Genomic DNA, 20330 nt, shown 5'->3' on the forward strand with positions numbered 1-20330 from the left:
ATCGCCTCTCCGATATGGACGTCGACATCGGCAACGCGCTCGCGTCGGTCGCTTCTCCCGGCATCTCGCGGGAGGGCCTCGAGCGCCTGGACGAACGCGTCGCGACGGCGCACGAGCGAATCGAGGCGGGACGGGCGAACGACGAACACGGCTACGCCGCCCTGAATCTCCCCGAGCGGACGGATCCAGACGCGATTCGCGCAGCGGTCGAGCCCGTGGCCGACGCGGACGCGCTCGTCACCATCGGCATCGGCGGGAGCGCGCTCGGCGCGGCGACGATCACAGACGCGCTCGTGGACGCGGGGGACGGCACCGAGGCAGTATATCTCGACAACGTCGACCCCGCCTGGATCACCCGCCGCCTCGAGACTCTGCCCCTCGAGTCGACCGCGATTAACGTCGTCTCCCGCTCGGGGACGACCGCCGAGACGCTCGCGAACTTCCTGGTCGTCCGCGAGGCTTTCGAGGACGCCGGCGTCGACTGGACCGAGCGCACGGTCGTGACAACCGGCGGGTCCGGCCCGCTTCGCTCGCTCGCGGATCGCCACGACCTCGCCGCGGTCTCCGTGCCCGACGGCGTCCCCGGTCGCTTCTCGGCGCTCTCGGCGGTCGGCCTGGTCGCCGCGGCCGTCTGTGGGCACGGCCTGGAGGCCATCCTCGAGGGGGCGGCGGCCGAAGCCGACTCGCTGACTGGATCGCTGTTCGAATGTCCCGCCTACGCCTACGGTGCGACGGCCTACGCGCTCGACGCCCGGGGCGCCTCGATGAACGCGATGGTCCCCTACGCGGAGTCGCTCGAGACCTACGCCGAGTGGTTCGCCCAGCTGTGGGCCGAGAGCCTCGGGAAGGACGACCTGGGCCAGACGCCCGTCCGCGCGCTGGGGGTGACCGACCAGCACTCACAGCTTCAGCTCTATCGGGCCGGCCCCCGCGACAAGCTGGTGACGTTCGTCACACCGCGTGAGACCGCCGACCGCGAGATTCCCGGGACCGACGTCGACGAACTCGCCTATCTCGGCGACGCCACCCTCGGCGAGTTGCTCGAGGCGGAGTTCGAGGCCACCGAGGCGAGTCTGGCGGCGGCCGGCCGCCCTAACGTTCGGGTCGAACTCGAGTCGGTCGACGCCTTCGAATTCGGTGGCCTCCTCTACGGTATGGAGGCTGCCTGCGTCCTCGCGGGCGAACTCTACGAGGTGAGCACGTTCACCCAGCCGGCCGTCGAGTGGGCCAAAAACGCCACCCGGGGGCTGCTCGGCGGTGGGGAGTTCGAAGAGGCCGAGGCAGTCGCCGAGAAGACGACGTTGCGCGTCGAGCGGTAATTCGAGACCGAACGGTATTCCGGGAACGAGCGGTACTCCAGGAACGAGCGGTACTCCGAGAAGGGTTCGCCGTCGAGGTGACTGTGACCAGGCGACGACCTCATCGACCATTGATCCGAACCCTCGAGCGCCCTCGATGAACGCGACCAGGTCCCGATTGCAGAGCGCCTATTATCGTTCGGGCGAACGGAGAGATATGAACGAGACCGCGCGGGAGGACCGCGCTCGATCGAGCGACGAAACCGGGGCAGTCGCCGGCATTGGCTTCGTCGTTGCGGCGTTCGCGACGACCGGACTCGCCGTCCCCGTTCGCGACGGTACCGACCACCTCGCCGTCCTGTTCGGACTCTTATTCGCCGTCGGAACCCTCGCCGTCTTCGCCGGCCGCCGGTACGACCTCCTCGAGCGTCGCTACAGCCTGGCTGGAGCGCTGGGTAGCCTGCTCGTCGTCTTGCTGGCCGGCTACGCCCTCACGCAGGGCATCTCCGGCGGGACAGATATCCCGGGCCTCGGCGTGCGGATCCCGACCGTCTTCGTGTCGTTTCTCGCGGCCGGAACGGCTATCGGCATCGCACTCGCCGAGTACGGATCGGTTCCCACCGTCGGCCTGCTTCAGCGAACCGTCGTAACCGCCCGCCTCGCGGCGCTCGCACTGGTCGCCTGGATCGTGAGTCCGTTGATCGGCATCCTCCTCGAGATTCCCGTCGTGCTCGTCGTCGGCGGGTTGTCTGAAATCCAGCGACAGGCAGTCATGCAGATTGGCGTCGCCATCGGCACGGCAGCGATCGCCGTCGCCTACGTCTACAACACGGGACGCGACCGCTCGTATTTCGACCTCGAGAAGCCGAGTCTTCGGGCCGTCGCCTGGATCGCCGGGGGCGTGGCGCTCATCTTTCTCGTCAATATCGCCATCTCGGTACTGTTCTCCTCGGGCGGGATCGAAGGGGCCGAGCACTCGGCGACGCAGGCTGCACAACGAAACCCCGAACTGCTCTACGTAATGGTCCCCGCCTCGATTCTCATCACTGGCCCGTTCGAGGAACTGATGTACCGGAACGTTATCCAGAAGTCGATGTACGACGTGTTCTCCCCGGTCGGGGCCCTCCTGGTCTCGAGCGTCCTCTTCACGGCGATACACACCGCTGCGTACGCAACGGCAGGCCCGGAGGCGCTCATCGCCAGCCTGGCCATCGTCTTCGGCCTCTCGCTCGTGCTCGGAACGGTGTATCTCGTGACGAACAACCTCGTCGTCCCGGCGCTCATCCACGGCATCTACAACGCCGTCATCTTCGCGTCGATTGCCCTGTAACGAAGCACCCCGCCATGTCTCCCTCGAGTCCAGCCGGGGACACACCGGCTCAGTAGGAGGTCGCCCAGTACCAGTACACGGTGACGGCGATCAGCACGACCAGACCGCCGAGGAAGAAGAGCGCCCCTGGGGGAATCGTCGCGAAGATGGCGTCGGCAGCCTCTGCAGCGCCGTCCGTGACGCCGTCGACGGTACCGTTGTCGTCGCCCGACGGGACGACCGATTCGTTGCCGCCGTCGGTGGCGACGTCGCCGTCGGTGCCGTCGGTGCTGTTGTCGCTGTAGTTGGCGCCATCCGCGCCGGCGTCGTCGTCTCCCGCGGCCGAGTCGTTACCGCCGCCGTCGCTCGAGGCGTCGTCGTCGGCTTCCGGGGCATCGTCGGTTTCGTCCACGTCGGTGGTACCCATGTCGCCGCCGTCGCCGCCATCGGTTCCACTGTCTCCGCTATCGGCTCCGTCGGCCCCATCGCCGTCGGCCGTATCCTCTTCGGCCGTCTCGCTATCTTCGGTTTCGGAACTGTCTGTGCTATCGTCGGTAGCCGCTCCGTTTCCGTTGCCAGCCTCGTCGCTGGCCCCGTTCCCGTTTCCATTCCCGTTCCCAGCAGCCCCACCATCAGTCGTTCCGCCCGTTCCCGCTGTCCCTTCCGTTCCCGCCTGCGGACCCACGTACCTCGAGAGCCCGTACTGGACGAGCAAACTTCCACCGGCGAGGGCCGCGACGCCCCCGATGAATCGCGAGAGCGCCGTCTTCAACCGCTCGGCCGTTGACCGGTCGCTCGTCACGATCAGCGGCCCGTCCGCCGTCGCGTAGACGCTCATCTCGTTGCCCCGCGAGGAGTACCAGGTGTCGACGACCTCGACCAGTCCCGCGTCCTCGAGTTTCTCGAGGTGGTAGCGGACGTTCTGGATCGAGGAGTCGATTGCATCGGCGACGTCGCTCGGCGTCCCGGGTTCGTCGTTTAAGTGACTGTAGATCCGGCGGGCCGTCGTCGACGACAGCGCACCGAACACCGCGTCGGCGTCCTCGTCCTCGAGGTCGACGACTCGAGGCTGGCCCTCCTGGGCGGGCGTCTCGGAGCGAAGGGGAAACAGCCGGGCCATCGGTCTCTATTCTGGTATTCTCACCGACATACATACCCCTTTCCCTACGTAAAAGAGGCGTTTTACCTTCTGGAGACCCGCTCGAAACTGCCCGAAACGCCATTGATGAACGATCGTCTTCAAAGACCGGGGTCGAATAGAAACAATTACCCAGGGCGAGTGACGACGGGACGTATGAATCGACTCGAACGGATCGGCTGGCTCCTCGCGGCGGTGCTCGTCTGCCTCCTCGGGGTCCCGTGGTTCCTCTGGGGGGACGCGACGACAACGTTCGGCCTGCCGCTGTGGCTCTGGTGGCACGTCGGCTGGTTGGCGCTGTGTTCCGCGCTCTTCTGGACGTTCGCCCAGCGCGCCTGGGGCGTCGGTATCGAACCGGACCGACCGCAGTCACGGTCGCCGCGGTCGGGCGGTCGAGCGGAGGGTGATCGCCGGTGACCCTCGCGCTCCAGCTCGGCATCATCGTCGGCTACCTCCTGCTCGCGCTCGCCGTCGGCCTCGTCGCCTACCGGCTCACCGAGCGGACGGCCGAGGACTTCTACCTCGCCAGCCGAACGCTCGGAACCGTCGTCCTGCTGTTTACCACCTTCGCGACCCTGCTCTCGGCGTTCACCTTCTTCGCCGGGCCGAACCTGGCCTTCCTCCACGGCCCCGAGTGGATCCTCGTCATGGGCGTGATGGACGGCCTCATCTTCGCCGTTCTCTGGTACGTCATCGGCTATAAACAGTGGTTGCTCGGCCAGCAACGCGGCTACGTCACCCTCGGAGAGATGCTCGGCGACCGCTTCGGCTCGAGACGCCTCCGCGGCCTCGTCGCCGGGGTGAGCCTCATGTGGCTCTTCCCGTACGTCATGCTCCAGCAAGTCGGCGCGGGGACCGCCCTCGAGGCGCTGACCGACGGTGCGATTCCCTACGCCGGCGGCGCGGGTCTCATCACCCTCTTCATGATCCTCTACGTCGTCCTCGCGGGCTTCCGAGGCATCGCCTGGACCGACACGCTCCAGGGAGCGTTCATGCTCGTCACCACGTGGGTCGCCCTGCTCTGGGTGCTCGCCGCCGTCGGTGGGCCGACTGCGGCGACGGCTGAACTCGAGGCCGCCGCCAGCGGTCACCTCGCGCTGGGCGGGGCCTACTACACCCCGCAGTTCGTACTCTCGACGGCGATCACGATCGGCTTCGGCGTCGCCATGTTTCCGCAGGTCAACCAGCGCTTCTTCGCCGCAGGGTCGAAAGCGGTGCTCAAGCGGTCGTTCGCCCTCTGGCCCGTCCTCTGTCTGCTCCTCTTCGTCCCCGCGTTCCTGCTCGGCGCCTGGGCGCGCGGGCTCGAGACCGGCATCGCGGTCGCCGAAATCGAGGGCGGCGGGAACGTCCTCCCGCTGATTCTCGCCGAGTTCACTCCGACGTGGTTCGCCGCGCTCGTCATCGCGGGCGCGATGGCGGCGATGATGTCTTCCTCAGATTCCATGTTGCTGTCGGGGTCGTCGTACTTCACGCGTGATCTCTACCGCCCGTTCGTCGACGCGACGCTCTCGGACCGCGGTGAGGACACGATCGCTCGCCTCGGCGTCGTCGTCTTCGCCGTCTCGACGTTCCTCGCGAGCCTCTACAACGCGGCTACGCTGTTCGAACTCGGTAACGCCGCATTCAGCGGATTCGCCCAGCTCGCCTTGCCCGTGATGGTCGCGCTCTACTGGCGCGGGACGACTCGAGCCGGCATTATCGCAGGAATCCTGGGGAGCCAGGCCTTCTACCTCGCGAGCGTCTTTCTCCCGTTCGTCCCCGGTAGCTACGGCGGCTGGTCGGCTGGCCTCGTCGGAATGGGCCTCGGACTCGCGCTCACCGTGGGCGTCTCGTGGCTCACCGCCCCCGCGGCTGCCGAACAGCGGGCGATCTACTTCGAGGCGCTCGAGGCCGACTGAGTCGGGAGACCGCTACGGCAAAAAGGGCGGCCGTCGAAGCGGGGGGTATGCCCGCCGAGTTGCCGTCATCGTTTCGCGAGAACTGGGAGTCCGTCGGCTCGAGAACCGAGGACGTTTCGATCTCGCTGCTGTCGATCACGGCCGAAACGACGGTCTACGAGCACCCCGGGACGCCGACGATCGGCGACTGTGATATTCAGCCCCGGTCGCTGCTCGGGATCGACGTCGACCTCTCGCCGTCGCTGTCGGCGCTCGGAAAATCCGTCGAGGACGTGATGTCGCTGGCCGCGGACCCGGCCAAAGAACGGTTCGTCTCGCTGCTCGGCGAGGAGGGGATCACCGTTCAGGACGAGCGTTCGGTCACCGAGTTTGACCGCGGCGACGGTACCGCCGGCCGGTGGTACGTCTTCGAGACGACCCATCCTGCCGGCGACGCCCGGATCGACACCGAAACGCACCTCGCGGTCTGGCCTGCGGGCGATCAGTTCGCGATGGCGGGCGGCACGATTCCGCTCGAGGCGCCGCTCGAGGACGCCCTCGAGGTCGGGGTCGACGACGAGGTAGAGATCGAGATCCATCCGGGGACCGACCGCGAGACGATCGCCGCGTTCGTCCGCGCTCGCGTTCGCGAGACGGTCGACTCGATCGAAGGTCTGGAGGGGATAGACGCGGGGACGGAACCGAACGAGTCCGCCCTCGACTGACGGTTCGATCCGCGAGACACACTCGAGCCGCGAGGCCTAACAGACACGCGTAAGTGCCGGGGTTCCGAACGCTCGCTCATGCCCGAGCCAACCGATCTCGAGGAGCTCCGACGCGGCACCGATCTCGTCAAGCGCGGCTTCGCCCGTATGCAGAAAGGCGGCGTCATCATGGATGTCGTGAACCCCGAACAGGCGCGGATTGCGGAGGACGCCGGCGCCGTCGCCGTGATGGCGCTCGAGGCCGTCCCCGCCGACATCAGAAAGCGCGGCGGCGTCGCCAGGATGGCTGACCCCGCCGACGTCGAGGAAATCGTCGAGTCCGTCTCGATCCCCGTCATGGGAAAGGCCCGTATCGGCCACCGCACCGAAGCACAGATCCTCGAGGCCGTTGGCGTCGACATGATCGACGAGAGCGAGGTGCTCACGCCCGCGGACAACGACTACCACATCGACAAGCGCGCGTTCACCGCACCGTTCGTCTGCGGCGCGCGCAACCTCGGGGAGGCCCTGCGCCGAATCGACGAGGGCGCGGCCATGATCCGCACCAAGGGCGAGGCCGGCACCGGCGACGTCAACCAGGCGGTCTACCACCAGCGCACGATCAAGGGCGAGATTCGCAAACTCGAGGGGATGAGCCACGAGGAACGAGAGGCCTACGCCCGCGAGATCGAGGCGAACGCCGAGCTGGTCCACGAGGCTGCGGAAATGGGGCGGCTCCCGGTCGTGAACTTCGCCGCGGGCGGCATCGCCACCCCGGCAGACGCCGCGCTCATGATGACCCACGACTGCGACGGCATCTTCGTCGGCAGCGGCATCTTCGGCGCGGAGAACCCGCCGGAGATGGCCGAGGCCATCGTCGAAGCGGTCAATCACTGGGACGATCCCGAATCGCTCGCCGAAATCTCGAAGAACCTGGGCAAGAGCATGAAGGGCGACGCGAACGTCGACCTGCCCGAGGAGGAGCGGATGCAGGGCCGAGGCGTCTGAACGAGGACTCGAACCCGTCTTCGTCACCGAATCGGCGGCCCGAACGCGATTCCTGCCTCGCGACCTTTCCCTGGTAAGGCGCCCCGTTTTCTCCGTTCGGCGCCTCTGTACGGTATGAACAGTACGTCGAGCGAGACGAACGGACTCGAGCAGCTCTCCGAACGCGTCCTTGGGGGAACGACCGGATTGTTTCAGGCGATCGAACGGGACGCGTCCGACGAGCGGGTGTCGAGCCTGGCGAAGGAGCTGTGGGAGATCACCGACGCGGCCGAAGGACTGCTCGAGACGGTGGACCTCGAACGGCTGCCCGACGCCGTCGACGCCGACGACCTCCCCGACCTGATCGACGTCGAGAACCTCCCAAACACGATCCGGGATCGCGACGCGAGCGAGGGGCTCGATCTCAGCGAGCTCCGCCACGCGATCAAGTTGCGGGAACTCTGGAATACGGTCGACCTCGTGGACTTCCGGCAGGCGAGCCACCGACTCAGGGCAGAGATCGAGGACGTGGTCGGTCCCGATCGGTTGTCCGCGGCTTCGAACGGCGACTCGAGAGTCGCAGTCGACCTCGAGGCGTTCGGCGACGAGATCCGGGCCGAGGCGCCCAACGTGGCGCTCCAGCAGCAGGCCAAGAAACGGATGAAGCAGGCCCGACGTGGCGTGCTCGAGGGACACGCGGCCCTCGAGGAGGTGTACACCGGGAATCGGTCGAACCCCTCCAAGAGACGGCGAGAAGGGCCTCGAAACCCGACGGCCGTCTCGTTGCTCCCGGGCGGTCCGCTGCCGGACAGTGCCTCCGTGCGGTATTCGTCGGTTCCGCCCGCCGTCCGGGGTGCGGCGATCGACCCGCTTCCGCGGATCTACGGTCGCCGCTGGCAGAAGCGACGCAATTTGGCTCGAAACCGGCATTCGTAGCCGGAAATGTCCACCGGGATCCAGGGGTTACCGTAGACGCACCAGACGGGTGAGTGTCTGCTGAGACACGCTGTCGACGACGAGCATCGCGAGCAGGTAGATCGGCAGTACGATTAACAGGAGTAGCGACGGCAGGATGATGAACCACTCCGTTCCTCCGGCCGTCGTCAGCACGATCGCCGCCAGCTCCCACGCGATCACGACGAGGAACATTTCGGTTCTGTCCATACGACGTGAAATAACCCTGGTGTATTAAATGTTGTATCACTGTCTTGAGTACGACTCTCTCGAGCCGACTGTCCACCACAACTCGAATCGACAACACCAGCCATTACAACTCGAGCCAGGGAGCTACCGCTCGAGCACACGAAATCGAAGAAATCGTCGAATCGAACCGATCAGTCGGCCTGAACGGCTTCCGCGGACTCCTCGGACTCGCGGTAGTGCTCCGCGATGAGGTCCTCGTCGATCCGGTTGAGTTCCTCTTTGGGCAGCGTCGAGAGCAGGTCCCAGCCAATCTCGAGGGTGTCCTCGATCGACCGGTCGGTGTCGTACCCCTGCTGGACGAACTCGTTTTCGAACCGGTCGGCGAAGTCGAGGAATTTGTTGTCCCGTTCGGTCAGCGCCTCGCGACCGACGATGTTCACGAGGTCGCGCAGGTCCTCACCCTCTGCGTACGCGGCGTAGAGCTGGTCGGAGACGTCCGCGTGGTCTCCACGGGTTAGCCCCTCGCCGATCCCGTCGTCCATCAGCCGCGACAGGCTGGGCAGGACGTTGATTGGAGGCTCGATCCCCTGACTGTTCAGGGACCGGTCGACGATGATCTGACCCTCGGTAATGTAGCCCGTCAGGTCCGGAATCGGGTGGGTGATGTCGTCGGAGGGCATCGTCAGGATCGGAATCTGGGTGACCGAGCCCTCGCGGCCCTCGATTCGACCCGCCCGCTCGTAGAGCTGGGCCAGGTCGGTGTACATGTACCCGGGGTAGCCACGTCGACCCGGCACCTCCTCGCGGGCCGCGCCGATCTCGCGCAGCGCCTCACAGTAGTTCGTGATGTCCGTGAGGATGACGAGGACGTGGTAGTCCTTCTCGAAGGCGAGGTACTCAGCGGTGGTCAGGGCCAGTCGCGGCGTGACCGTCCGCTCGACGGCGGGGTCGTCCGCCAGGTTCATGAAGACGACCGAACGCTCGAGCGCGCCGGTGCGTTCGAAGTCCTGCATGAACTCGTTTGCTTCCTCCTGGGTGATGCCCATCGCGCCGAAGATGACGGCGAACTCCGAGCCCTCGTCGCTTTCTCCTTCTTCCTCCGGCACCGTCGCCTGCCGGGCAATCTGGAGCGCCAGATCGTTGTGCGGCAGTCCGGAGCCGGAGAAAATCGGCAGTTTCTGCCCGCGAACGAGCGTGTTCATGCCGTCGATGGAGCTGACGCCCGTCTGGATGAACTCCTCGGGGTACTCCCGGGAGTAGGGGTTGATCGCCGCCCCGACGATGTCGAGTCGCTCGTCGGGAACGATCTCGGGACCGCCGTCGATGGGGTTCCCGGACCCGTCGAGGACGCGACCGAGCAGGTCCTCCGTGACGGGCATCTTCATGGTCTCGCCCAGGAAGCGAACGGAGGCGTTGCGGTCGATGCCGCCCGTCCCCTCGAACACCTGGATCGAGACGAGTCCTTCGCTCGATTCGAGTACCTGTCCGCGCAGGGTCTTGCCGTCCTCCGTTTCGATCTCGACGATCTCGTCGTAGCCAACGGGTTCGTCGACCTCGGCAAACACCAGCGGACCGCTGATTTCCGTGATCGTTTGATATTCTTTCATGATTGGCTAGTATAGGGCCCTAATCTGGGACTCGAGATCCGACTCGAGTTCGTCGATAAATTCGTGCCAGTCCTCGGCGGTGCCCATCCGGTTGAGTCGGGGCGCGGCGTCGACGTCCTGGATCTCGTCGACCGGGACGCCGGCGTCGAGCGCCTCGAAGGCCTCGTCGTTGAACGTTCGAATCGCCTGGAGCATCCGGTAGGTCTTCTCGGGCTCGCAGTAGGTGTCCACGTCGTGGAACGCGTTCTGCTGGAGCCACGCCTCCCGGAGGTAGCGTGCGACCTCGAGAGTCATCTGCTGGTCTTCCGGCAGGGCGTCCTTGCCGACGAGCTGGACGATCTCCTGTAGTTCGTCTTCCTCGTCGAGCACGTCGACGGCCCACTGGCGGATCTCGGGGTAGTCTTCTGCGACGTTCTCTCGGTACCAGGGGTCGAGTTGCTGTCGGTACAGCGAGTACGACTCGTTCCAGTTGATCGAGGGGAAGTGCCGACGCTCGGCGAGGTCGGCGTCCAGCGCCCAGAACGTCTTGACGATACGCAGGGTGTTCTGGGTGACGGGCTCGGAGAAGTCGCCGCCCGGGGGCGAGACTGCACCGATGACCGACACCGATCCCTGGGTGCCGTTGACGTTCTGGAACAGGCCGGCGCGCTCGTAGAACTCGGAGAGCGACGCGGCGAGGTAGGCGGGGTAGCCCTCCTCGCCGGGCATCTCCTCGAGTCGGCTCGAAATCTCTCGCATGGCCTCTGCCCACCGCGAGGTGGAGTCGGCCATCAGCGCGACGTCGTAGCCCATGTCGCGGAAGTATTCCGCGATGGTGATGCCCGTGTAAATGCAGGATTCGCGGGCTGCGACGGGCATGTTCGAGGTGTTCGCGATGAGGCAGGTCCGGCTCATCAGCGGCTTCCCGGTCTTGGGGTCTTCCAGTTCCGGGAAGTCCTCGATGACCTCGGTCATCTCGTTGCCACGCTCGCCACAGCCGACGTAGACGACGATGTCCGCGTCGGCCCACTTCGCGAGCTGGTGCTGGGTGACCGTCTTTCCGGAGCCGAAGGGGCCCGGAATCGCCGCGGTGCCGCCCTTGGCGATCGGGAAGAGGCCGTCCAGGATGCGCTGGCCGCTGATGAGCGGAATCGTTGGCGTCTGCTTCTCATCGGCAGGGCGGGCCGATCGAACCGGCCACTCCTGGTGCATCGTGATCTCCTCGTCGGAATCGAGTTCGGCGACGACCTCGTCGACCGTGAACGTGCCGCTCTCGATCGAGGTGATCTCGCCGCCCTCGTAGTCCGGCGGGACCATCACCTTGTGGGTGATGCTCTCGGTTTCGGGGACCTCACCGATGACGTCCCCGGGTTCGACCGCGTCACCCTCCTCGACGGTGGGGGTAAACTCCCACGTTCGCTCGAGGTCGATGCCCGGCGCGTCGACCCCGCGGTCGAGGAACGCCGAGTTCATCTTCTCCTCGAGTTCGTCGAGGGGGCGCTGGACGCCGTCGTAGATGGTGTCCAGCAGGCCGGGTCCAAGGTCGACGCTCAGGGGCTCGCCCGTGTTCTCGACGGGTTCGCCGGGGCTAACGCCGGAGGTCTCCTCGTAGACCTGAATCGTGGTCAGGTTCCCTTCGATTTCGATGACCTCGCCCATCAGCCCTTCGTCGCCGACGTAGACGACGTCGTTCATTCGGGCGTCGAGGTCCGCGGCGGTCACGACGGGACCGCTCACGCTTTCTATCACACCGTCTTCGTCGACGGATTCTAGTGCCTGGCTCATAGGTTACTCACTGTCTTGGTCTTCGTCCTCGTCCATCAGGTCGATCCCGATGGCGCGTTTGATCTGCTCGCGAAGGCCGCCGCCACCGCTGCCACTGCCGCCGATGGTGATGACGACCGGTTCGACGCTCGTTTCGACGTCCGAGCGGACGTTTCGCGAGAGATACTCGAGGTCGCCCTCGTGCATGATGACGATGCCAACGTCGCCGTCCTCGAGGACGGTCGTAGCGGCGTCGTCGAGGGTGTCGGCCTTTTCGTCGTCGGGGACGTTCTCGAACCGTCTGACGCCGGCGAGCCGAAAGCCCGTGGTGAACTCCGGACTGCCGACGACCGCGATTTCCTGGCTCATAGGATCACCAGCTCCTCTTCGATTTCGTTCTCCGAGAGACCGACCTCCCGACCGCGGGCGATGGCGCGGATGTTCTCAATCTCGCGCTCTTTCGCGAGGATGTACGACAGCACGGCCGACACCGACACCGGGTAGATGCTCGAGAGCGTGTCCGCGTACTCGAGCAACGCGGCGTCGACGGCGTGCTCGAACTGGATCAGGCTGTCGGCGTCGCGCAGTCGGTCGAGCGCGCTCGAGAGCCGGTCACCGTAGCGTCGGTTGGCGGCGATGTGATCGACCAGGTCGTCGTAGCGGTTGACCAGCTGGCGGAGTTCGCTCTCGGTGAAGAGCACGCCGCCGTCGATGTAGTACGCCGCGGGGTCGAGGTCGGCGCCGCTGCGAGCGAGTCGCAGGGCGTTCCGTGCGTTCCGGAAGTCGATCTCGGCCTGGAGGAACTCGACGTAGAGCGCTCGTGGGCCCTCCTGTGGACCGGCCGACCCGGGCGTGTCGAGGCCCCGAATGTCGGCCAGCAGCCGTTCGTAGAACGCCCGATCGAGCGCGTTCTCGAGGGGGACCAGCGCGTGGCTCTCCTCGTACTCCTCGTAGGCGACCTCGAGGGGGTCGTGGTAGATCGTCCGGTCGAGCACTTCGATTGCGTCCTCGATGGTGTCGACCTCGAGTAAGCGGTCGATGGTTCGCTCGTCGAGTTCGCCGGCACGGATCAGGTCCGTCCGAACCTCCTCGGCGTTGGAGTCGGTGTAGATGCCCCGGAGGATCGTCTTCAGGTTCCAGACGTCGAACTTCCGGAGGTAGCGGGCGATGAGGTCGTAGAGGCGACCGTCCGACCAGTCCAGCAGGTCGTGGAAGTGCCTGGCGAGGTTCTGGTTCAGCGCGTACTCGATCAGGTCGACGCCGGAAAAGCGGGTGCCGAGGGCGTTGATCTCGCGTTCGTACTCCGTCTCCTCCATGAACCGCGCGATCTCGCTCGGCCCCATCCGGACCAGCTTCCGATAGTCTTCGTCCGCGAACAGCGAGGCTCGACGCGACCGCACGCGAGCGTTCACGTATTCCGGATTCGAGGCGCCCGTGCTCACGCGAACCACCCCGTGTGGTGAGTGTGAGCAGAGAGTGGGATGCGAGCCGTGCGAGTGGGAACGACCGTGCTCATTGCTCGAAGAGTCGGTTACTGATCTCCCGGAGGTTCTCTTCCCAGACGTCCTCGAACACCGAGTCGAAGGTGTTGTTCACCCGGACGCGGGACTGCTCGCTCTCGACGACGACGCCGCCGAGGCAGTCGCGCTCGCCAGCGTACGCGTAGCCGTCGTAGTCCGCGAGGATCGACTCGATCAGTACCTGGTCGTCGGCACGACCGTAGACGCTGACGTCGTCGCCCTCGTCGAACTCCTCGCCGGCCGCGTCGATGAGCGTCCGCGTCAGGTCCTCGCGGGTCTCGCCCTCGAGGCCGACCAGTTCGGCTTCGACCTGCTCGCGAACCTCGCCGAGGACGTTCCGTCGGGCCTCCAGGCGCTCCTGTTTCGCCTCCAGTTTCGCACTGGAGAGTCGCTGTTCGCGCAACTGCTCGATCTCGCGTTCGACCTCGGTCTCGGCACGCTCGAGGGTGTCCTCGGCGTCGTCCTCGGCCGCCGACTCGATCTCCTCGGCGCGAGCCTCGCCTTCCGCGCGGATGTCCTCCGCACGCGCGTGGGCTTCTTCTCGAATGTCTTCTACGACTGTATCCAAACTCATTGTGGAAAAGCGAACGGGGTGCTCAGGCGATGAAGACGACGACCAGTGCCAGGATCACGAGCGTCTCTGGGAGGACGGTCATGATCAGGCCTGGCACGAACATGTCGTCGTCCTCGGCCATCGCGCCGACGGCAGCCGCACCGATACCTCGCTCGGCGTATCCAGAGGCGAGGGCTGCGAGACCGACTGCGATCGCGGCCGCCGCGCCGGGGTCGTTCAGGGTCTGCAGTGCAACGTTCGAGGCTTCGAGGGTTTCCATCATTATTGATTACTCCTGACTGTAGGTTCGATCGTGTCCGAACGGTTCGTAGTTGGCTCCACCGCCTTCATAAAACTTGTTAAAGAATTCGACGTACTCGAGTCGAACTCCCTGTAAGCCGGCGCTTGTCACGCCAAGGACTAACACGACGACGTGTCCGACGACTAGAATGACGAACCCGCCGACGAGTCCGGCGATGCCGCCCATGTGCATGAGGCCGTCGAAGATTACGGTGGCCCCGCTGTCGTAGTGTTCGGCGACGTAGCTGGGGTCGTGTCCGGCCGAGCCCAGGAAGTGGAACGCGCCGTCGGGGTCCTCGTAGGCCCCGAAGAACAGCAGGTTGACCACGAACGCCATGCCGGCCTTCGCGAGCAACACTGCGCCCATCCGGGTGTACGAGAAGACGTTGACGACGACGTCGAGGGCTTCGACGGCCTCGACGGGTTCGCTGCTGATCAGCATGACGAGGCCGATCAGGAAGACGAGCAGGGGTGCCGTCAACAGGAAGTCGCCGACGGCAGGGAGCGGGATGGTCACCAGTCCCCACTCCGGGAAGCCGGTGAACCCGATGGGAAACGGCCCATCGCTAGCGAACGTCGTGAACAGGAACTCCGGCTTCGACGCTTCGGCCTGTGCCGAGAAGATCCAGATCCAAATGCCGTTGAGCATCAGGATCCACGACCCGCTGTGGAAGAGCGCATCTTTTAGGCCGTGGCTCAGGTTCTCGACGAAGTCGATCAGGTAGCCGATGTTCAGGTGCACGATGCCGGCGAGCACGCTCACGACCATCCAGCCGATGGCGAAGTCGGACGCACCGGGCTCGAGACCCTTGTTCAGCGGCAACAGTTCGACGTTCAGGAGGTCGCCCCAGACGATGGAGCCGAGAACGTGTAGGCCGAATATCTCGCCGTAGATGAACCCGAAGATGATCGTGAACGCACCGGCCCAGATGGCCACGCCGCCCAGGCTCGAGATGCCGTCGCTCTCGAAGTTGGTTGCCATGTAGTAGCCGATGGCGACGTACAGGATCCCGTAGCCGACGTCACCGATCATGAAGCCGAAGAAGACCGGGAACGTCAGGAACAGGAAGACCGTCGGGTCGAGTTCGCTGTACTTCGGTTTGTTGACCGCGTTGACCAGGGCCTCGAACGGCTTCGCGACCCCGGGGTTGTCCTGAATGACCGGCGGTTCGTCGTCCATCGTGACGGCCGAGCCGCCGTCGGTGACGGCTTTCTGCTCGGCTCTCTCTTCCTCGTCCTCGCTGGCGGTCGGCCCGTCCTCGTCCTGTGCGGCGGGCGCCCCCTTCTGGACGTCTTCGGTGTGCGTGTGGGCGCCGTGACGGTCGTAGTCGGCGCGCTCGAGTTCTTCGATCTCGACGCTGTCGCCGACGGCGTCGTTCAGCGCGGCGACGAGGCGGTCGTACTCGGTCGTCGGAATCCAGCCCTCGGCGATGAACGCCCGGTCGCTCGTCGCGAACTGGAGCGGCGCCTCGGCGCGCTGGACCTCGACCGTGAGCTTTTCCTCGGCGAGCAACAGGAACGCGCCCTCCTCGGTCTTGATCGTTTGGAGGTCGGCGTCGATCTCATCGAGTTTGGCCTCGAGGTCGCGTTCCTCGCGCTCGAGATCGGACACGTAGGACTCGGGGTCCTTCTCCGTCTCGGGCACCTGGTAGCGGCTGAAGTCGACGCCGACGAGGGCGTCGTCGACGAATCCCTCGTTGGCTCCGTCGGCGGGTGCCGCGACGATTGCGACGACCCCGTCGCCGGTGAACGTCTCGTAGGCGCGGACGTCGTCGGACGCATCGAGGACAGCCTCGACCTCAGTCAGCGATCCCTCGCCGACGACGACTTCGACGGTATCGTACCCCGACAACAAGTCGAGGTCGATCCCGAGGTCCGCGAAGGGTTCGATCCGGTCGAGTCGCTCCCTGACGCGGCGCAACTGGTCGCGAACCTCGGTACGTCGGTCGTCGAGGTCGTTGACCCGCGTCCGGATGGACTCGAGGCGGGGCTCCCAGTCCTTGCCGAGCCTTCCGGACTGGACGTCGACGTCGTCGTCCTCGAGGTCGAGCGTGCTCTCGAGGGCCCGGACCGTGACGAGCTTCTCGGAGGCCTCGTCGGCGCCCGCGATGGGGTTGCCGTTGTCGAAGCCCGCCCAGGAGCCGTCGTAGTCCGAGAGGTGTACCAGGTTCAGGTCGTAAACTGCCTCGATGACCGTGGGCATAACGCCCTTCGAGCCGGTCACCGAGACCTTGCTCATCTGTTCAGGTCTGAGCATTGACGTCCTCCTGGAACAGGTCGACGACGTGGGATGCCACCTCGTCGACCCGTGTCGTGGCGCGTTTCTCGAGCGCCTCGCGATCCTCGGTTCCCTCCCGGAGCACGCGCTCACACTCGGCGTCGATCTCCTCGCGAGCGTCCTCGAGCCGGCGCTCCTTGAGGTCTCGAGCCTCCGCTTCCGCTTCCGAGCGTATCTCCTCGGCGCGTTTCCGGGCCTCGGCGATGCGCTCGTCGCGGTCGTTCTCCGCCTGTGCGACGATTTCGTCGGCCTTCTCTTCTGCCGACTTGATCTCTTGTAGAACCTGTGGCCTCGGCATACTCTAAGCACCCGACGTTTGCTTGAGCGCGTATAAGGTAGTTGCGAAAGTGGCTGGCGTGCGGCCTCGCGTTTCGCTCCGGTCGCGAACGAACTGCCGAAGAGGGTCTCTCTCGAATTGCCCTAGCGGTGTCGACAGCCGCCCTGCCGACGAACGGGGGCGCTCGAGTCCCGCTGGATGGACAGACCTATCACGGCAGAAGACCAATCGGCGCCAAATGGGAATCCTCGAGAACAAGGCGCGGGCGCGGCTGTTCTACAAGTACCTCTCGACGATTTACGACCGGATCAACCCCTTCATCTGGAACGAGGAGATGCGAACCGAGGCGCTCTCGCTGCTCGACTTCGAGGACGCCGAAATGGTGCTCGACGTGGGCTGCGGAACCGGCTTCGCGACCGAGGGTCTGCTCGAGCACGTCGACACCGTCTACGCACTCGACCAGAGCGAACACCAGCTCGAGAAGGCCTACGCCAAGTTCGGGAAGACCGGCGGCCCGGTCGACTTTCACCGGGGCGACGCGGAGCGACTCCCGTTTAAGACCGACACGTTCGATATCATCTGGTCGTCGGGATCGATCGAGTACTGGCCCGAACCCGTCCTCGCCCTCCGGGAGTTCAACCGCGTGCTGAAACCGGGCGGTCAGGTGCTCGTCGTGGGGCCGAACTACCCGGACAACCGGATCGCCCAGGTGCTGGCCGACGCGATGATGCTCTTCTACGACGAGTACGAGGCCGACCGCATGTTCAAGGAGGCGGGCTTCGAGGAGGTCAAGCACCTGTTCCAGGGGCCGAGCTACGAACCCGAGGTGGCGATCACGACGGTCGCTCGAGCGCCCGAGAAGTAACCTCGGGACGCGGTTTGACGCCGATTCATTGGCTGGCCCATATCGAGTCCGTCACTCCACCCGTCGCTCGAGGAAGTCCGCCAGCAGTTCGAACATCCGCAGTTTCTGTGCCTGGTCGGAGGAGGCGTGGCCCTCCTCGCCGAGTTCCTCGTACTCGAAGTCCTCGCTCTCCTCGTAGCCGTTCTCGAGCAGGGCGTCCCGGAAGATCCGAGCCTGCGAGACCGGTACCCGGCGGTCGTTGACGCCGTGGACGAGAAAGATCGGGTCCTCGACGTTCTCGACGTGGGTCACGGGGCTGCGTTCCCGGTAGAGGTCGTGGTTCTCCTCGGGCGTCCCGAGGTAGGTCTCCATCAACTCGGTACGGAAGTGGGGCATCGTGTTCTCGAACATGTCCTCGAGGTCGGTGAGGCCGATCCAGGCGACCCCCGCCGCGTAGAGGTCGGGGTACTGGACCATCTGCCAGTAGGCGGAGTAGCCACCGTAGGAGCCGCCGAAGACGACGACACGATCCGAATCGAGGAAGTCGTAGGTCTCGAGGACGTGCTCGGCCGCGACGGCGACGTCGCCCTGTTCGGCGCCCGCCCAGTCGTCGTAGAGTTCGCGGACGAACTCCCGGCCTCGTCCGGTGGACCCGCGGTAGTTGACCTGCAGCACCGAGAAGCCCTGGGAGACCAGCACCTGGGTGTAGAGGTTGAACGACTTGGTGTCTCGAGCGCGGGGGCCACCGTGGGGGTTGACGATCAGCGGCGACGGTCGCTCGCCCGAATCGTAGAAGAGCGCGCCGATCTCGAGTTCGTCGTAGGGCTCGTGTTCGACGGCTCGCTGGGGCGTCTCCGGGATGCCGTCGGAGTCCACGCGGAGGTACTCCGCGTCCGCGAAGTCCTCGGGATCGAACGGCCCGTACTCGGCCTCGAGCAGCGTCTCGTAGCTGTCCTCGGACAGGTCGTAGACCAGCAGTTCGGGGCGTCGGGTGGGCGTCGTGTGCTGGACGAGCACCCGGTCGTCGTCGATGACGACGCTGCCGGGACCGTAGCCGCCCAGGGCGGCGACGCCCTCGGGGACGTCGAACTCGCGGCTCTCGCCAGTCTCGAGGTCGTAGACGACGGGGACGGCGACGGCGTCGCGACTCCGCATCGCGAGTACCCGCTCGCCGCCGGGGAGGAAGGTGGTGCCGTGTTCCTCGTACTCGCCGTCGTCGTACCACTCGACCGAGTCCGACTCGAGGTCGTAGACGCCGATTCGCCCCAGGTCCGCGGAGTTGTCGCTGACGAGCAAGCGTTCACCCTCGGGGCTCCAGTCGTTGGGCATCGACTCCGCGCCGTCCTCGCCCAGTTCGAGGTTCCGGGGGTTCGAGCCGTCAACGTCCATCACGTAGACGTCCTTGTTGTTGTGGTCGTCCGATTCGTTCGTCGAGAACGCCACCCGCTGACCGTCCGGCGAGAGTTTCGCTCCGCCAGCGGCTCGTTCGTAGTCGGTAACCTTGGTCGTCTCGCCACTCGAGCGGTCGTGGTGATAGAGGTTCATCTGCCCGTCTCGCGTCGAGCCAACGATCAGCGTCTCGCCGTCGTCGCTCACGTCCTGAATCGTGGCCTGGCCGTCCATCTCGAGGACGGACTCGACCTCGCCGTCGCGGGTGAGCGCGTAGATGTCGTTCTGCTCGTTGCCGTCGTCGTCGAGGTGGAAGAACACCCGGTCGCCGTCGCCCCAGGTGACGTACCAGCGGGCGTTTCGGGGGACTTCGCCGTCGGACCACTGCTCGAGATCGCCGCTCTCGACGTCGAGGATGTGGAGCTCGTTTCGCCCCGTCACGTCGTAGTAGAGCGCCACCTCGTCGCCGTCCGGGCTCACCGTCGGGTGGGCCATCGTCGGCAGACTCGCCAGTTCCTCGAGAACGTCGGCGTCGGTAGATTGTGCCATACGACACCGTGACTCGGGGGGCTCTTCAATACTTGGAAATGCGTCACGTCTCTCCGCCTTCCATGCCATCGACAGCGGGCGATATGGTGGCTTCAAGCCTCTCGAGCCCGAACCGCCGGCCGTGTCACAGCCGATCGTCGTCCCCGGGGCGCGAGACGTCCGGGCCACGCTCGAGGAACCGTCGACGGAACCGACCGCCATCGTCGTCGCCTGTCCGCCCCACCCCCAGCACGGCGGCAACCGGGGGGACCGCCGCCTGGTCGCCGTCAGCGACGCCCTCCTCGAGCGAGGGATCGCCTGCCTGCGGATCGACTACGGGGAGTGGGACGAGGGCCATGGCGAGCGTGAAGACGTCCGGAACGCGATCCGCTGGGCGAGCCCACGATACGACCGCGTCGGCGTCTTCGGCTTCAGTTTCGGCTCCGGACTGGCCCTGCTCGCGAGCGCTGACGACCCCGCCGTCGACGCGGTCTCGGCGCTGGCGCCGCCCTCGAGCCTCGGTCCGGATCTCGAGGTGGTGCCGGCGCTCGCGTCGCTCGAGATTCCGGTCCAGATCGGATACGGGACCCGGGATTCGACCGTCGACTGGGAACCGGTCGTCGAGGCGGCGACGGAACGGGGCGACCGCGTGCTCGAGTTCTCGGCGGACCACTTCTTCGTCGGCCAGCACGAGTCGGTCGCGACTGAGATTGCCGAGTTCTTCGCCGAGACGCTCGAGTGAGGTGTCGCTCTCTCTCTCTCTTGAGTCGCCGGTTCGGTCACTGACTCTCGCCCGAGCGACACCCTTTCGTGGAAATACGCCCAGAGAAAGACG

General features: G+C 65.7%; 20 protein-coding genes. 9 read left to right on the forward strand and 11 right to left on the reverse strand.

From position 1 onward, the window contains the following. Window positions 1-14 precede the first annotated feature (14 nt). Both ACFQS4_RS04205 and ACFQS4_RS04210 read left to right on the forward strand, forming a co-directional pair. Window positions 15-1319 (forward strand): phosphoglucose isomerase-related protein, encoded by a 1305-nt coding sequence (locus ACFQS4_RS04205; protein ID WP_497902437.1) that lies wholly within the window; start codon window positions 15-17, stop codon window positions 1317-1319. 196 nt (window positions 1320-1515) lie between these two features. Further along, window positions 1516-2628, forward strand: coding sequence for a CPBP family intramembrane glutamic endopeptidase (locus tag ACFQS4_RS04210; protein ID WP_497902438.1), 1113 nt, complete (start codon window positions 1516-1518; stop codon window positions 2626-2628). Between the two features lie 49 nt (window positions 2629-2677). On the opposite strand, the gene ACFQS4_RS04215 is transcribed toward ACFQS4_RS04210, so the two are convergent. Continuing rightward, window positions 2678-3727, reverse strand: a complete 1050-nt coding sequence (locus ACFQS4_RS04215; RefSeq protein ID WP_497902439.1) for an ArsR/SmtB family transcription factor — start codon at window positions 3725-3727, stop codon at window positions 2678-2680. Window positions 3728-3901: 174 nt separating this feature from the next. On the opposite strand from ACFQS4_RS04215, the gene ACFQS4_RS04220 reads away from it, so the two are divergent. The 5 genes from ACFQS4_RS04220 to ACFQS4_RS04240 all read left to right on the forward strand — a co-directional run bounded on the left by ACFQS4_RS04220 (window position 3902) and on the right by ACFQS4_RS04240 (window position 8249). Next, window positions 3902-4162: a DUF3311 domain-containing protein gene (locus ACFQS4_RS04220; RefSeq protein WP_497902440.1), complete on the forward strand. Its 261-nt coding sequence runs from the start codon at window positions 3902-3904 to the stop codon at window positions 4160-4162. Next, on the forward strand, window positions 4159-5643 hold the full coding sequence (locus ACFQS4_RS04225) for a sodium:solute symporter family protein (RefSeq protein WP_497902441.1): 1485 nt from the start codon (window positions 4159-4161) through the stop codon (window positions 5641-5643). Before ACFQS4_RS04220 ends, ACFQS4_RS04225 begins: the two co-directional genes overlap by 4 nt. A gap of 47 nt (window positions 5644-5690) precedes the next feature. After that, window positions 5691-6347 carry a DUF6517 family protein gene (locus ACFQS4_RS04230; RefSeq protein ID WP_497902442.1) on the forward strand — a complete coding sequence of 219 codons (657 nt, stop codon included), beginning with the start codon at window positions 5691-5693 and terminating at the stop codon, window positions 6345-6347. A 78-nt stretch (window positions 6348-6425) separates the two neighbouring features. Further along, complete coding sequence (gene pdxS / locus ACFQS4_RS04235; protein ID WP_497902443.1) at window positions 6426-7334, forward strand: pyridoxal 5'-phosphate synthase lyase subunit PdxS; 909 nt, start codon at window positions 6426-6428, stop codon at window positions 7332-7334. Window positions 7335-7448: 114 nt separating this feature from the next. Further along, entirely contained in the window at window positions 7449-8249 is an 801-nt protein-coding gene (locus ACFQS4_RS04240; protein ID WP_497902444.1) for a hypothetical protein, read from the forward strand. 27 nt (window positions 8250-8276) lie between these two features. Here ACFQS4_RS04240 and ACFQS4_RS04245 read toward each other — a convergent pair whose 3' ends face one another. From ACFQS4_RS04245 to ahaH, 9 genes are all read right to left on the reverse strand, one after another. Then, window positions 8277-8477: a hypothetical protein gene (locus tag ACFQS4_RS04245; protein ID WP_497902445.1), complete on the reverse strand. Its 201-nt coding sequence runs from the start codon at window positions 8475-8477 to the stop codon at window positions 8277-8279. A gap of 170 nt (window positions 8478-8647) precedes the next feature. Further along, window positions 8648-10063 carry an ATP synthase subunit B gene (locus ACFQS4_RS04250; RefSeq protein WP_254159239.1) on the reverse strand — a complete coding sequence of 472 codons (1416 nt, stop codon included), beginning with the start codon at window positions 10061-10063 and terminating at the stop codon, window positions 8648-8650. Window positions 10064-10069: 6 nt separating this feature from the next. After that, window positions 10070-11827 (reverse strand): ATP synthase subunit A, encoded by a 1758-nt coding sequence (locus ACFQS4_RS04255; protein WP_497902446.1) that lies wholly within the window; start codon window positions 11825-11827, stop codon window positions 10070-10072. A 3-nt stretch (window positions 11828-11830) separates the two neighbouring features. Further along, window positions 11831-12175 carry a V-type ATP synthase subunit F gene (locus ACFQS4_RS04260; RefSeq protein ID WP_497902447.1) on the reverse strand — a complete coding sequence of 115 codons (345 nt, stop codon included), beginning with the start codon at window positions 12173-12175 and terminating at the stop codon, window positions 11831-11833. After that, window positions 12172-13248, reverse strand: coding sequence for a V-type ATP synthase subunit C (locus ACFQS4_RS04265; protein WP_497902448.1), 1077 nt, complete (start codon window positions 13246-13248; stop codon window positions 12172-12174). The genes ACFQS4_RS04260 and ACFQS4_RS04265 overlap by 4 nt, the downstream gene beginning before the upstream one ends. A gap of 70 nt (window positions 13249-13318) precedes the next feature. Next, window positions 13319-13900 carry a V-type ATP synthase subunit E gene (locus ACFQS4_RS04270; RefSeq protein ID WP_497902449.1) on the reverse strand — a complete coding sequence of 194 codons (582 nt, stop codon included), beginning with the start codon at window positions 13898-13900 and terminating at the stop codon, window positions 13319-13321. Window positions 13901-13922: 22 nt separating this feature from the next. Beyond that, on the reverse strand, window positions 13923-14162 hold the full coding sequence (locus ACFQS4_RS04275; RefSeq protein WP_253432253.1) for an ATP synthase subunit C-like protein: 240 nt from the start codon (window positions 14160-14162) through the stop codon (window positions 13923-13925). Between the two features lie 6 nt (window positions 14163-14168). Then, window positions 14169-16436: a V-type ATP synthase subunit I gene (locus ACFQS4_RS04280; protein WP_497902450.1), complete on the reverse strand. Its 2268-nt coding sequence runs from the start codon at window positions 16434-16436 to the stop codon at window positions 14169-14171. Beyond that, on the reverse strand, window positions 16423-16755 hold the full coding sequence (ahaH, locus tag ACFQS4_RS04285) for an ATP synthase archaeal subunit H (RefSeq protein WP_497902451.1): 333 nt from the start codon (window positions 16753-16755) through the stop codon (window positions 16423-16425). The genes ACFQS4_RS04280 and ahaH overlap by 14 nt, the downstream gene beginning before the upstream one ends. Before the next feature lie 217 nt (window positions 16756-16972). On the opposite strand from ahaH, the gene ACFQS4_RS04290 reads away from it, so the two are divergent. Beyond that, on the forward strand, window positions 16973-17599 hold the full coding sequence (locus ACFQS4_RS04290) for a methyltransferase domain-containing protein (protein ID WP_497902452.1): 627 nt from the start codon (window positions 16973-16975) through the stop codon (window positions 17597-17599). 51 nt (window positions 17600-17650) lie between these two features. Here the strand turns inward: ACFQS4_RS04290 and ACFQS4_RS04295 are convergent, their stop codons facing one another. After that, window positions 17651-19516, reverse strand: coding sequence for a S9 family peptidase (locus tag ACFQS4_RS04295; RefSeq protein ID WP_497902453.1), 1866 nt, complete (start codon window positions 19514-19516; stop codon window positions 17651-17653). A 121-nt stretch (window positions 19517-19637) separates the two neighbouring features. On the opposite strand from ACFQS4_RS04295, the gene ACFQS4_RS04300 reads away from it, so the two are divergent. Next, on the forward strand, window positions 19638-20237 hold the full coding sequence (locus ACFQS4_RS04300; protein WP_497902454.1) for an alpha/beta hydrolase: 600 nt from the start codon (window positions 19638-19640) through the stop codon (window positions 20235-20237). Window positions 20238-20330 lie beyond the last annotated feature (93 nt).

This window comes from Saliphagus sp. GCM10025317, assembly GCF_042663665.1.
Lineage (GTDB): Archaea > Halobacteriota > Halobacteria > Halobacteriales > Natrialbaceae > Natronosalvus.

Coding starts and splice junctions, on each gene's coding strand:
- ACFQS4_RS04205 (WP_497902437.1), top strand. CDS start 15: ATGGACGTCGACATCGGCAACGCGCTCGCGTCGGTCGCTTCTCCCGGC.
- ACFQS4_RS04210 (WP_497902438.1), top strand. CDS start 1,516: ATGAACGAGACCGCGCGGGAGGACCGCGCTCGATCGAGCGACGAAACC.
- ACFQS4_RS04215 (WP_497902439.1), bottom strand. CDS start 3,727: ATGGCCCGGCTGTTTCCCCTTCGCTCCGAGACGCCCGCCCAGGAGGGC.
- ACFQS4_RS04220 (WP_497902440.1), top strand. CDS start 3,902: ATGAATCGACTCGAACGGATCGGCTGGCTCCTCGCGGCGGTGCTCGTC.
- ACFQS4_RS04230 (WP_497902442.1), top strand. CDS start 5,691: ATGCCCGCCGAGTTGCCGTCATCGTTTCGCGAGAACTGGGAGTCCGTC.
- pdxS (WP_497902443.1), top strand. CDS start 6,426: ATGCCCGAGCCAACCGATCTCGAGGAGCTCCGACGCGGCACCGATCTC.
- ACFQS4_RS04240 (WP_497902444.1), top strand. CDS start 7,449: ATGAACAGTACGTCGAGCGAGACGAACGGACTCGAGCAGCTCTCCGAA.
- ACFQS4_RS04245 (WP_497902445.1), bottom strand. CDS start 8,477: ATGGACAGAACCGAAATGTTCCTCGTCGTGATCGCGTGGGAGCTGGCG.
- ACFQS4_RS04250 (WP_254159239.1), bottom strand. CDS start 10,063: ATGAAAGAATATCAAACGATCACGGAAATCAGCGGTCCGCTGGTGTTT.
- ACFQS4_RS04255 (WP_497902446.1), bottom strand. CDS start 11,827: ATGAGCCAGGCACTAGAATCCGTCGACGAAGACGGTGTGATAGAAAGC.
- ACFQS4_RS04260 (WP_497902447.1), bottom strand. CDS start 12,175: ATGAGCCAGGAAATCGCGGTCGTCGGCAGTCCGGAGTTCACCACGGGC.
- ACFQS4_RS04270 (WP_497902449.1), bottom strand. CDS start 13,900: ATGAGTTTGGATACAGTCGTAGAAGACATTCGAGAAGAAGCCCACGCG.
- ACFQS4_RS04275 (WP_253432253.1), bottom strand. CDS start 14,162: ATGATGGAAACCCTCGAAGCCTCGAACGTTGCACTGCAGACCCTGAAC.
- ACFQS4_RS04280 (WP_497902450.1), bottom strand. CDS start 16,436: ATGCTCAGACCTGAACAGATGAGCAAGGTCTCGGTGACCGGCTCGAAG.
- ahaH (WP_497902451.1), bottom strand. CDS start 16,755: ATGCCGAGGCCACAGGTTCTACAAGAGATCAAGTCGGCAGAAGAGAAG.
- ACFQS4_RS04290 (WP_497902452.1), top strand. CDS start 16,973: ATGGGAATCCTCGAGAACAAGGCGCGGGCGCGGCTGTTCTACAAGTAC.
- ACFQS4_RS04295 (WP_497902453.1), bottom strand. CDS start 19,516: ATGGCACAATCTACCGACGCCGACGTTCTCGAGGAACTGGCGAGTCTG.